Annotated in this window: 12 protein-coding genes; 6 read left to right on the top strand and 6 right to left on the bottom strand. The window is 54.3% G+C overall.

Annotated elements, in window-relative coordinates; translation table 11 throughout:
* Positions 1–385: 385 nt before the first annotated feature.
* Both LARV_RS04020 and LARV_RS04015 read left to right on the top strand, forming a co-directional pair.
* The gene (locus LARV_RS04020; protein WP_075072426.1) at positions 386–760 is read left to right on the top strand and encodes an endonuclease domain-containing protein; all 375 of its coding nucleotides are present in this window, start codon (positions 386–388) and stop codon (positions 758–760) included.
* A gap of 119 nt (positions 761–879) precedes the next feature.
* Positions 880–1,824 carry a 2-dehydropantoate 2-reductase gene (locus tag LARV_RS04015; protein ID WP_075072425.1) on the top strand — a complete coding sequence of 315 codons (945 nt, stop codon included), beginning with the start codon at positions 880–882 and terminating at the stop codon, positions 1,822–1,824.
* 192 nt (positions 1,825–2,016) lie between these two features.
* Here the strand turns inward: LARV_RS04015 and LARV_RS04010 are convergent, their stop codons facing one another.
* The 4 genes from LARV_RS04010 to LARV_RS03995 form a co-directional block, all read right to left on the bottom strand.
* A complete protein-coding gene (locus LARV_RS04010) occupies positions 2,017–2,226 on the bottom strand; it encodes a cold-shock protein (RefSeq protein ID WP_075072424.1) in 210 nt (69 codons plus the stop codon).
* Between the two features lie 37 nt (positions 2,227–2,263).
* Positions 2,264–3,991 (bottom strand): DEAD/DEAH box helicase, encoded by a 1,728-nt coding sequence (locus LARV_RS04005; RefSeq protein WP_075072423.1) that lies wholly within the window; start codon positions 3,989–3,991, stop codon positions 2,264–2,266.
* Positions 3,992–4,240: 249 nt separating this feature from the next.
* Positions 4,241–5,368: a 4Fe-4S binding protein gene (locus tag LARV_RS04000; RefSeq protein ID WP_075072422.1), complete on the bottom strand. Its 1,128-nt coding sequence runs from the start codon at positions 5,366–5,368 to the stop codon at positions 4,241–4,243.
* A 432-nt stretch (positions 5,369–5,800) separates the two neighbouring features.
* Positions 5,801–7,777 carry a DUF2075 domain-containing protein gene (locus tag LARV_RS03995; RefSeq protein WP_075072421.1) on the bottom strand — a complete coding sequence of 659 codons (1,977 nt, stop codon included), beginning with the start codon at positions 7,775–7,777 and terminating at the stop codon, positions 5,801–5,803.
* Positions 7,778–7,984: 207 nt separating this feature from the next.
* On the opposite strand from LARV_RS03995, the gene LARV_RS03990 reads away from it, so the two are divergent.
* From LARV_RS03990 to LARV_RS03980, 3 genes are read left to right on the top strand one after another with little or no spacing between them, the layout of a single operon-like run.
* Positions 7,985–8,284, top strand: a complete 300-nt coding sequence (locus tag LARV_RS03990) for a hypothetical protein (RefSeq protein WP_075072420.1) — start codon at positions 7,985–7,987, stop codon at positions 8,282–8,284.
* 32 nt (positions 8,285–8,316) lie between these two features.
* Positions 8,317–8,775, top strand: a complete 459-nt coding sequence (locus LARV_RS03985; RefSeq protein WP_075072419.1) for an ASCH domain-containing protein — start codon at positions 8,317–8,319, stop codon at positions 8,773–8,775.
* 1 nt (position 8,776) lies between these two features.
* The gene (locus LARV_RS03980; protein WP_075072418.1) at positions 8,777–9,139 is read left to right on the top strand and encodes an endonuclease domain-containing protein; all 363 of its coding nucleotides are present in this window, start codon (positions 8,777–8,779) and stop codon (positions 9,137–9,139) included.
* A 412-nt stretch (positions 9,140–9,551) separates the two neighbouring features.
* Here the strand turns inward: LARV_RS03980 and LARV_RS20545 are convergent, their stop codons facing one another.
* Positions 9,552–9,926, bottom strand: a complete 375-nt coding sequence (locus tag LARV_RS20545; RefSeq protein ID WP_075072417.1) for a hypothetical protein — start codon at positions 9,924–9,926, stop codon at positions 9,552–9,554.
* A 392-nt stretch (positions 9,927–10,318) separates the two neighbouring features.
* Here LARV_RS20545 and LARV_RS03970 point away from each other — a divergent pair, with 392 nt between their 5' ends.
* Positions 10,319–10,681: an endonuclease domain-containing protein gene (locus tag LARV_RS03970; protein WP_075072416.1), complete on the top strand. Its 363-nt coding sequence runs from the start codon at positions 10,319–10,321 to the stop codon at positions 10,679–10,681.
* A 128-nt stretch (positions 10,682–10,809) separates the two neighbouring features.
* Here LARV_RS03970 and LARV_RS03965 read toward each other — a convergent pair.
* The coding region (locus LARV_RS03965) for an IS3 family transposase (RefSeq protein ID WP_075072415.1) at positions 10,810–11,362 on the bottom strand (553 nt) is incomplete at its 5' end.

Here is an 11,362-nt window from a genome sequence, read left to right as displayed (position 1 = left end):
ATGGAGGTTTGGTACAATCGCCAACGACTACACTCGACTTTGGGCTATCGCAGCCCGGTTGATTTCGAACTAGGTCTCACCCTTTAATTGTGTCCATTAAATCGGGGTAAGCCCAGTCAGGTGAGGGTCAGCCGTGATCAACACTCACAATCATCTTCAAACCCTCATCCCAACCCTTCTCCCTCCGAGGGAGAAGGGCGTGCAATTCGGCGGCTTCGGAAAAGAGCGGCATCTGGATTAAAAACGGCATGATTCCTCTCCCTCCTAGGGAGAGGTCAGGTGAGGGTCAGCCTCCGCCCCTCACAATTCAATCTCCTAAACACTTCACTGGTTTTTTCTGTTGTAAAATCATCCTATCGTATATTTCTTATATTCATTCAAGATCATGGCTGATCACAAACTCCATCGTATTCACCCGGAAATACGCCAGCGCGCCGTCAGCCTGCGGAAACCATTGACGCCCGCGGAACAAAGGTTATGGGCGCGGCTGCGTAACCGTGCCCTGGGCGGCTTCAAATTCCGGCGCCAGGCGCCGCTTGGACCCTACATCGCCGATTTCTATTGTCCGGAGGTACACTTGATCGTCGAAATCGACGGTAGCAGCCATAACGATCAGGTTGACTACGATTTGGATCGGAGCGCCTGGTTCGAGACCCAGGGAATTCGGGTGATTCGCTTTTCAAACCGGGAGGTCCATCAGGAACTGTACGGCGTCCTGCAAACAATCCTTGCAACCTGCCAACACATTTTGACCGGTTAATTACCAATCCATCTTCTCCGTGTACTCTGTGTCTCTGTGGTGATTCCGTCTCTCTTCCGACAACTCGGCTCGCAATTCTCCGGTATAATCCTCTTATTCCACCCAACAGGAGAAAACTCATGCGAATTGCCGTCTATGGCACCGGAGCAGTTGGCGGTTATTACGGCGGGCGCTTGGCCCAGGCCGGTCACGACGTTACCTTTATCGCCCGCGGCGAAAACCTGCGCGCCCTGCAGACCAATGGGCTGCGCATCGACAGCACCCTGGGTGATTTTCACCTCAACCCGGTCAAGGCCGTCAGCGACCCGGCTGAGATCGGCGGGGTCGACGTGGTCATCCCGGGCGTCAAAACCTGGCAGCTCCCCCCCATTCTGCCGGGCATGGCCAAACTGGTCGGCCCTGAAACCATCATCGTCACCGTGCAGAACGGCGTTGATTCGCACCTGGTGATCGGCGAGGCGCTGGGGCATGAACACGTCATCGCCGGCATCACCCGTTTGTTTTCGACGCTGGTCGAACCCGGGCACATCGTGCACGGCGGCGGCGCGGCCCAGTTTCTGATCGGCGAGCTGGACGGCAGCCTGACCCCGCGCGTGCAGCGCTTCTACGAAACCCTCAAGGCAACGCACGGCATCACCGCCGAACTGACCACCGACATCCAGACCGAACTGTGGGCCAAATTGGTGATGATCACTTCGTTCGGCGGGGTGGGCTCGGTGACGCGCGCGCCCATCGGCGTTCTCCTGTCGGTACCCCAGACCCGCGCCCTGCTGGAGGGCAGCATCCGTGAAATCGCCGCGGTCGCGGCTTCGCAGGGTCACCCACTGGCGGCGGACGTGCTCGAAAAATCGCTTGCTTTCTTCAAGGGGCAGCCCTACCTGGGCACTTCCTCCCTGCAGCGCGACGTCATGGCCGGCAAACGCTCGGAGCTGGATTCGCTGATCGGCACCGTGGTGCGCCTGGCCCACGAGAAGAACGTGCCCGCGCCCGTGAACGAAACCATCTATGCGGCGCTGCTGCCCACGGAACTGAAGGCGCGTGGGGAGTTGGAATTTACGATTTAGAGAAGGGGTGAGGGGTTGATTGGGTGTTCGACAATTTGGTATTCGGTTAAGATTATGTTTTTCGGATACCGGATACCCAATACCGGATACCCAATACCCAATACCGTCTCCGTTCACTCTTCACCCATCCCCTCTTTTAACCACAAAGCCCCGCCATTTCTGGCGGGGCCTGATTTTTGATACGGTTAGCTCTTACAGGACGGTGACTTTGGCGGCCTGCAGACCCTTGGGGCCCTGCTCGAGAGTGAACTCGACCTGCTGGCCTTCTTCAAGGCTGCGGTAACCGGTTCCTTCAATGGCAGAGAAGTGAACGAAGACATCAGCGCCGCCTTCGCGAGCGATGAAGCCATAACCCTTGGTGGCATTGAACCACTTGACCGTACCGGTGATGCGTTCTGACATTTCTTTAGATCCTTTCGACATAAAACAAAAAACGGTGTTAATTATTGATCCGCTGTAGGTCCAGCGGCTGACGGTGGAAGGTTGCCGCGCGGGTTTTCGAAATCACCTGCGTTACCAACTCTTCGGGGATATCCACCAGCGAACGTTGGTCGCCGATGGAGATCTTTCCAATTACTTTACCGGGGATATCCGCCGACGACGCAATGGCGCCGACAATATCGTTGACACGAATGCCCTGCTCCCGGCCCAAATTCAGGCTCAGGCGCACCATACCCGGTTCATGCGAAACCGTGGAAACCAGCGCTCCGCGGTCGGCATAACGATTTTGACGATTACCAGAACGGTCATGTTCCAGAGCACGATCGTCGCGGCGGGCTCCGCGCCCAAATGGACGCTCTCTCCCGGAAGAACGATCACGCCCGTATGAATGCTCGCGGGGTAATTCTACCACTTCACTGATCGGATCGATAGGGCGCTGTTTTTCTTCAGCGCGCGCGATCTTGAGGGCCGCGGCGGCAATCGCCACCGGGTCCTGACCCTCAGCCACCAGGCCTTCCACCAGCTCGCGCTCGTGCAGGCAGCGCCCGCGCTTGAGCCACGTGCTCACCTGGCCCATCAACTTTTCCTCACGCCCGCGGCGGATGTCTTCTTCCGTCGGCAGTTCGGCGCGGGTGATCTTCACGCGGGCGAAGGCTTCGATCTGGCGCAGTTGGCGGCGTTCGTTGGGCGCGATGATGGAAATGGCCACGCCGCTCTTGCCGGCCCGGCCGGTGCGGCCGATGCGGTGGACGTACAACTCGTTTTCATCCGGCAGATCGAAGTTGAAAACGTGAGAAAGATCATCGATATCCAGGCCGCGGGCGGCCACATCCGTGGCCACCAGCACGTTGACCTTCTTCTGGCGGAAGCGCGCCAGGGTGCGCTCGCGCGCATCCTGACTCAGGTCGCCGTTGAGGGCCTCGGCTGAAAAACCGCGGTTGGTCAGTTCGCTGGCCAGGTCGCCGGTCTCGGCGCGGGTGCGCACGAAAACCAGCGCTCCGGAGACGTCTTCCATCTCGAACAGGCGGGTGAGCGCGGCCAGTTTGTCGCAGTTGTGCACCAGGTAATAGCGCTGCTCGACCGTGGAAACGGTGACCTGCTCGCTGCGAATATTGATCGTTTGCGGATCATTTTGGAATTGTTCGGCCAGGCGGCGAATTTCGGGCGGCAGGGTGGCCGAGAAGAGCGTCGTCTGGCGCTCGGTCGGGGTGGTGGCCAGGATTTTTTCGATGTCTTCGATGAAGCCCATGCTGAGCATCTCGTCGGCTTCGTCCAGCACCACCGTGCGGACGCCCTCGAGGCGCAGCTCTTCGCGCTCCATCAGGTCCATGATGCGGCCGGGCGTGCCGACCACGATGTCGACGCCGCGGCGCAGGGCCGGGATCTGCAGGCCGTATGACTGGCCGCCGTAGACCGCCAGCACGCGCGCTTTGAGGTCGCGCCCGAAGCTGTTGAACACTTCGGACACCTGCAGGGCCAGCTCGCGGGTGGGCACCAGCACCAGGCCCTGGATTCCCTTCGGGCCGGGCAATAAGCTTTGCAGCATGGGCAGCGCGTAGGCAGCCGTCTTGCCGCTGCCGGTCTGCGCCTGACCAATCACATCCTGTCCGGCCAACATGACCGGAATGACCGCCGATTGAATCGGCATGGGGGCCTCAAAACCGGCCTCCAAAACGGCCTGCAGCAGTTCAGGCTGCAGATCAAACTGAGTGAATTCGGATGTCATCCAATCTCCAGTGTTTCCAATTGCGTTTTGATGACTCCGTCATTCTGACTCAGTGTTGCCGTAACTTGCCCCGGTTTCTCCTCACGGAGATAAACCCCGGTAGAAAAAAGCCCGACCCAGTCGAACGTCGGGCAATGCTTCGGAAGTATCAAAACAATTTCCTTAAACGTCGATCCTTTTGGACCGGACGAGAGTATACCACAAAAACTGCGGGAGTGCAAAGGAATTCGTTGATATGTGAACGGTGATCTATTCGCCAAGCATTGATCGCAGCCCCAATTCGATCGCGCCGAACGCGCACACCGACGCACACAGCCCACACGCGGCGCAGCGTTCCACCTCGACGTGAGCGATCTGCTTGAGCGGCGCGTGCATGGCGCCGTACTGGCACACCCGTTCGCACTGGCCGCAGGCCTTGCAGCGGCTCGCGTCCACGCGGGCGGCCTGGTCCAGGCCGGTGTCGACCGGCCGGCCGGCGCTGTATTTCTCGAGGTACAGCCCTTTGACCTGGTCGATGGAGCTGTAGCCGTGCGCGTCCAGCCACTGCGCCACCTCGGCGGCGATTTTGCCGTACACGCCGGGCCCCTTGAGGATGGCGGCGGTGCACACGCCCACCAGCGCGGCCCCCGCCATGAGGAATTCGATCACGTCCGCTCCGCTGGAGACCCCGCCCACACCGATCACGGGCTTATCGGTTGCGCGGGCGACCTCGAACACCGACCGCACGGCCAGCGGCTTGATCACCGGGCCGGACATCCAGCCGTAGCCGAATTTCGAACCCAGCGGGGACTGGACCCGCTCGACGTCGATGATCAGGCCGGGACCCAGGCTGTTGATGCAGGTGAAGCCGTCTACGTAGGGCTCGAGCACGGCGGCGATCTCGCCCAAATCGCCGGAATGCAGGCTGAGCTTGGCGATGATGGGCACGGAGACCGCTGCGCGCAGGGCGCGGGCCGTATCCGCCAGCCGCTGCGGATCGAGGTAGTGGACGGAAAATTCGATCATGTCCATGCCGATGCGCTCGAGGCGCGGGCCCAGCTCGGTCAGGTCCTCGCCGGTGTAGCCGGCGCTGGCGACGATCGGGAGGTTGTGCTGCCGGGCGGCATTCAACGCCAGATCGTATTCGCGCTCGAACCAGGCCTCGGGCGGCAGCTCGCTCCACAATTCGGCGTTGAGAATATTCTCGCGGCCAAAGCGCGCCATGTTGGGGTGCGGGATTTGGGCCGCGACCCGCGAAATGGTCTTGGTCAGCAGCCCGCCCGCGCCGCCTTCGGCGGCCTGCGCGACCAGCCGGCCGGAACCCACATTGGGCCCGGCCGCGGGGATGACCGGATTCTGGAATGTCTTGCCAAACGCATGGACCGAAAGAGTCGCCATGGTGATTTACCTCTTTGAATACAGAAATTGGATCGGGAAGGGATTGGGTTTATTTTACTTAATTGTCTGACAAATGCAGCCTAACGAAATTAATCAGTAGGGGGAGAAGAATATCCTGTTTACAGTGTCGGGCAAAGCGTGGAAACGCAGGCTGGGTGAAGTGACGCCAGAAGAAACGACTGACGGCGTTGCTACGAAGAATCCCGGTCGTAAAGATGTCAGTCGTTCCGGCGAAGGTTACGGCAATAAGATGGAACAGGTTAAGCGCAACGTGCAGACACGCAGGTCTGCATCTACAAAGAAAAGGTTGTAGGGTTATGGGCTAGTGGCAAATGAGAGGATTGGTGGGGTGCCAATGGCATTGCCGTTGGCAGGCGCTGGGTCTGGAAGGGTTATTAGCCGAATCAGACCATACTTTTAAATATTTGGCCGTCAGATCATCCGCAAGCCAATTTCTTTCAAATACTCAAAAGTGGGATCATAAAATTCCGACTTTCGAGTCGGATCGCTTGGATCACCCTCAGGAACAACGATGACCATGCCTTGTCTTGCTCGAGTCAATAAAACACGATATGCATTTTTAAGGTAAATCATCCGTTCACTTTTTTTAATCTGATTCCACCGATCCCCAACAAAGGATCGATATTGCCATTCGCCCTTCGAATAGCGGAAATCAGCATCCCAGGTCACGCAAGCCCAATCGAGTTCTAGACCTTGTATATCGAACTCTGTCACAACATCTTCCAGGTAATAGGATGAGCGAATATCATTCTTACCGTCTAAGAACCAATGAATTGGATCAATGGGTGCTTTGACATCGATGGCGTGTGGTTTTAATCGCTGTGCTTGAGATGAGACAACGATTCCATAACGCTCAGAGCCCCGCGCATGCTCCCTCAGCCATCGTTTTGCTTTTTGAAGGTCGCGGGTTAACACAAGTGGATATTTTTCCTGAAGCTCAAGTAATGTCTCATGTGCTTCTACAGAATTCAAATCAAGAATCTGCTTGACGAATAACGAGACATTTTCTGCTCGGAATGAACGCATCGATACGGAAAGATGCAAATCCTCTGAAAGATGTAAATTCCCATGCTTTGAAATTCGATCAATATCATTCTGGGCGCTGTATTCAGAATCGGTCAGGTGGGGTGAGATATAAATCTGCCAATCGGAAAAAGAGCGGTCGATTGACCTTAACCATTCTCCGATTCCCGCCTCGCCTGTGTTGATCTCCTGTCCTCCACCAACGAGGCAAACGATTACAGCCCAATCCAAATGCCGATCAAGACATGAAATAAGGAATTCGGGCTCGGATTGTGTGAAATTCAGCCTATTCTTTTTCTGCCGCATGAAATGTGCGGTCTGTTCCAAATTCCAAGCGCGTTGAGCTTCGTCAAATAGGACAACATGTTCGATTGGAGGTTTACCTAAATCAATAAGGCATTCATCCCTGAAGTTATGAACGTTCTGGATGAACATCTTAACTTCACTCATTGCCTCCCCCTTCTTCAGTTTATTGCCTTTTTCCTTTTCATTCTTTACCTTATCACGCGCTAACGCTTCCCGCAGGATCGCAACCAGAGGACCGTTGCCTGAAAGAAAGACACTATATAAATCATTTTCTTTATCCTGATAGAAAGTCGCGATGTTAAGACCGACTAATGTCTTCCCCGCGCCAGGCACCCCCGTTACAAAACAAATCGCTTTCTGGGATTGAGCCCGTGATATTCGGATGATCTCGGATATCGTATCTGTGGTTTGAGTTAAGTTCTTTGCACCGGCATCGCTTCGTGAGATCTCGTCAACGGAATGCCCTCGGTAGAGAGCCATGGCGGCTTCTACGATGGTTGGTGTTGGATGGTAGCCGCCAAGTTCCCATTGGCCTGGATCGATATTTTCACCATCCGCAAACTGTAATACATGTTTTATTGCGCTTCTCAGATCCCTTGAATTACACAATATTGGAGAAAGAATTTTGTCATTTTGAGGAGTCGTAACAACGTCAAGGCATGAATTTGCCGCATGGGTAGCGATCAGAAGCGGCGCAATATACACATCATGACTGGTTTGATGGAAATTCTTCAAATCCAACGCATAATCCATCACTTGATCAATGGCATTGGTGAGGTAATACTTTTCGCCTACTTTGAATTCCAGTACAAAAACAACAGGACCGATAATGCAAACAACATCAATCCGTTTACCCATACGAGGAATTGAATATTCAAAGTAAACGTGACCATCAAAACCCTTTAAGACATCTTTCAGGAACTTTATTTCTTCGATCCACGCATCCCGTTGGGTTTGCTCCAATGCAAATTCGTTCGCAAGCGCAAGCTTTCCGATGATCTCATCGGAACTTAAGCTTAGAAAAGTCGAAATTGCTCTTGAGAAATAGTATCGATTCAATTATTTACACTCTCAAAATTCTTATAGGAATATAATTTTAATAATTATAGGTCAGATTTTGATATAAATCCGTCCGCGTAACGGGAAAGACCTGCGTCAGTGGCAGATCGATGCGCTGGTCTACGAGCTCTACGGGCTGACGGAGGAGGAGATCAAGATCGTGGAGGGAGATTAGTACAGCCGGGAATGGATTGTCAGGAGGGCTGAATGACTCTCGAATCGGATTTCGAGCGCGACATGCGCCAAATCTACGAAATCGCCCGCGAAAACGGTTATGTGGCGCACTACTTTCTGCAAATGCTTGACGAGCACGGCGGGGTCGAAACCGCGAAACGGCTGCTGCAAGCCGATCAACCCCAAACCGGCCCGTATAAACTTTGGGAGCTTAAATTACTCGATTCATCGACCGAGGCGCTTGTATTGAAAGAGCGATATCGATCGCTGTTTTCGGATGTCGAGATCGCAGAGGCGAGAAGGCGGCTTACAGAATTGGGGTATTTCAGGTAGTTCGAATCAAGCCATTTTCATCGAAGACAAGAATGAAATCAATAAATGAAACCAGCCGCATAATTCAATACAATTTGTGGAAAAAACTCAAAAAACGCAACTTTTCTTCTCGCCCTGAAAACCTGACTTCCCTTCCCCATGGCGTAGATTTAGTTCAAAACCGTGCCATTAGCATTCGGCAGCCCTACGCCGAACAAATCCTGCGGGGAACCAAGCTGTTTGAGTATCGCTCAATCCTGACCCGCGTTCGGGGAAGGGTTTATATTTATGCCAGCCTGAAGCCAGCTCGCAGTTCCAATAAACAGGTAAATAATGAAGAAGGAATTCTTCCAACCGGTGTGATCGTTGGAACAGTTGAAATTGTTGATTGCACACGCCGATGGTTTGGAGGTTACCGTTGGCACTTGAAAAATCCAGTCCGCCTAGAAGAATCTCTCAAACCGGATAACCACCCCCAACCGGTCTGGTTTACGCCATTTACCGAGCCTTGAAATGAAGCTCAAGCGGTCCAACCCTGAAACGATGCGGCGCGCGGTGGAACTGCGTAAAGAGCCGACCCTGGCTGAAATGAAGTTGTGGGCGTATTTGCGGCGCGACCAATTGAACGGGGTTTCCTTCCGGCGGCAGCACGCCATTGGGCCGTATGTGGCGGATTTCTGTGCGGTGAAGGCCAAACTGGTGGTGGAACTGGACGGGTCTCAGCACCTGGAGCAGGAAGAATACGATGCGCAGCGCACGGCATACCTGGCGGAGCGGGGCTACCGGGTGCTGCGTTTTTGGAATCATCAGGTGATGAATGAGATTGAGGGGGTGCTGATGGAGATCGAAGCGGCGATTGAAGCAGGCCCCCCTTAGTCCCCCCATTTCTAAGAAGAAATGGGGGGAAAGAAGAATATTTCCAGAGAATATATATTTAGGAAGAAATGGGAAAAGAAGAATATGCCCAGGGGAAAATATATTTACACGGACCATTTGTCTGCTTCTTCCCCTCCCCATTTTTTCTTAAAAATGGGGAGGGCAGGGAGGGGTCCGAACTGACCGTCGTTGGAACGAACCGTTGTTCCAATAAGAAAATCTCTCGCTCAAAAAGCATCCTTCATGGCGCAGGCCCATGCCTGCACAGCCATGACCGCGTTGGCGGCGTCGAAAAGAGCAACGACTGGATACCGTTGCTTGAGAAGTCGCAGACTCAACCTCACTCCATCGGGTCAATCATACGAAATGCATACAAGCGTTCGCCGAACAATCCAAGCGGCTGTGAAAAATCTCAATACCCGTTGAAGAGGCCGCCAAAGATCCCACCAAGAAAACTGCCAAAAAGGCCACCGAAAATTAATGAGATTAATAGAGTGATAATTCCCACGACGAGCAACGCCGGAATCCAGGCGAAGGTCAGTTTAATCAGAAAGCCGACCAGATCCCAGAAAGAAATGTCAATATTCACAATTTTTACGTGTGTTGGCGCTGAAGCGCCGGCAGGCTTTGCCGATGCCTGAAGGATCAGGTTGAGCTGCTCGTTTTGCGACTTGAGCAAACCAATCTGCTCCTGTTGCGCCTGATTGATTTCCACCAGGCGAGAGGCTTGAAGCTGGAGTACATCCATCGGGTTCTTCTGGATGGTTGGCGTTGATTCTTCGGTCATTGTTTCCCCTTTTTACATCCTGCAACACAAATTCTTTTATTGGTTTGAGTCAGTTTTGAAAATAATTCGTCTTTCTTTCGTTCACCTGATTATTATATCGATTTATTTCGTCTCAGTTCGAGATAGGAAGGGCAATTTATAGCTTGTCTTGCTGAGGATGCTTGTTAACACGAGGTACGACTACCCCGGCGCCGCTGGCAAGAGTCATCTCCATTCAGGCGAGGGATGTCGAAATGGCCTTGGCGATATCCGATGTTCGGCGGCGGTTGACGTCGGGTATCGGGGCAGGCCAGGGAAGCCCACGGCATGTCTACGCATCGCCCTTCTACCCGACCTACGCGCTGATAACCACCCCCAACCCATCTGGTTTACGCCATTTACCGAGACTTGAAATGAAGCTCAAGCGGTCCAACCCTGAAACGATGCGGCGCGCGGTGGAACTGCGTAAAGAGCCGACCCTGGCTGAAATAAAGTTGTGGGCGTATTTGCGACGCGACCAACTGAACGGGGTTTCCTTCCGGCGGCAGCACGCCATTGGGCCGTATGTGGCTGATTTCTGCGCGGTGAAGGCCAAACTGGTGGTGGAGCTGGACGGGTCGCAGCACCTGGAGCAGGAAGAATACGATGCGCAGCGCACGGCATACCTGGCGGAGCGGGGCTACCGGGTGCTGCGTTTTTGGAATCATCAGGTGATGAATGAGATCGAGGGGGTGCTGATGGAGATCGAAGCGGCGATTGAAGCAGGCCCCCCTTAGTCCCCCCATTTCTAAGAAGAAATGGGGGGAGAGAAGAATTAGCCCAGGAAGGAAATGGGGGGAAGAAGAATATTTCCAGAGAATATATATTTAGGAAGAATGGGCTTACCCCGATTTAATGGACACAATTAAAGGGTGAGACCTAGTTCGAAATCAACCGGGCTGCGATAGCCCAAAGTCGAGTGTAGTCGTTGGCGATTGTACCAAACCTCCATGTATTCAAAGATGATTGTGCGAGCCTGGGCATGGGTCAAGAAAACGCCGGTGACGCATTCGGTTTTGAGGGTGCTGAAGAAGCTCTCCATCACGGCGTTGTCGTAGCAGTTGCCTGCCCCGCTCATGCTGAGTTCCGCCAGGGCGGTGTTGAGGCAATTGAGGTAAGCGGCGCTGGTGTACTGGCTACCCTGGTCGGAATGATGCAGCAGGCCAGCCGGTGGACGGCGGCCCAGCAACGCCATCTCCAAGGCAGACACCACCAATTGCGTATCCATCTTGGCGCTCATTGCCCAGCCAATCACTCGGCGCGAAAACAGATCCAGTACCACTGCCAGATACAACCATCCCTCGGCGGTTTCGATGTAGGTGAAATCACTAACCCATTTCCGGTTGGGCGCGGAGGCAGAGAAATTCTGGTTGAGCCGGTTCGGCGCAGGGATCACTCCGGCCTGGCGTTGAGTGGTG

This window comes from Longilinea arvoryzae, from assembly GCF_001050235.1.
Lineage (GTDB): Bacteria > Chloroflexota > Anaerolineae > Anaerolineales > Anaerolineaceae > Longilinea > Longilinea arvoryzae.
Note: the sequence above shows the minus strand (reverse complement) of the source record. Positions and strands in the feature narration are given on the sequence as shown.

Excerpts from the sequence above, each read along its gene's own strand:
- LARV_RS04020 (WP_075072426.1), top strand. The coding sequence starts at position 386 with ATGGCTGATCACAAACTCCATCGTATTCACCCGGAAATACGCCAGCGC.
- LARV_RS04015 (WP_075072425.1), top strand. The coding sequence starts at position 880 with ATGCGAATTGCCGTCTATGGCACCGGAGCAGTTGGCGGTTATTACGGC.
- LARV_RS04010 (WP_075072424.1), bottom strand. The coding sequence starts at position 2,226 with ATGTCAGAACGCATCACCGGTACGGTCAAGTGGTTCAATGCCACCAAG.
- LARV_RS04005 (WP_075072423.1), bottom strand. The coding sequence starts at position 3,991 with ATGACATCCGAATTCACTCAGTTTGATCTGCAGCCTGAACTGCTGCAG.
- LARV_RS04000 (WP_075072422.1), bottom strand. The coding sequence starts at position 5,368 with ATGGCGACTCTTTCGGTCCATGCGTTTGGCAAGACATTCCAGAATCCG.
- LARV_RS03990 (WP_075072420.1), top strand. The coding sequence starts at position 7,985 with ATGACTCTCGAATCGGATTTCGAGCGCGACATGCGCCAAATCTACGAA.
- LARV_RS03985 (WP_075072419.1), top strand. The coding sequence starts at position 8,317 with ATGAAATCAATAAATGAAACCAGCCGCATAATTCAATACAATTTGTGG.
- LARV_RS03980 (WP_075072418.1), top strand. The coding sequence starts at position 8,777 with ATGAAGCTCAAGCGGTCCAACCCTGAAACGATGCGGCGCGCGGTGGAA.
- LARV_RS20545 (WP_075072417.1), bottom strand. The coding sequence starts at position 9,926 with ATGACCGAAGAATCAACGCCAACCATCCAGAAGAACCCGATGGATGTA.
- LARV_RS03970 (WP_075072416.1), top strand. The coding sequence starts at position 10,319 with ATGAAGCTCAAGCGGTCCAACCCTGAAACGATGCGGCGCGCGGTGGAA.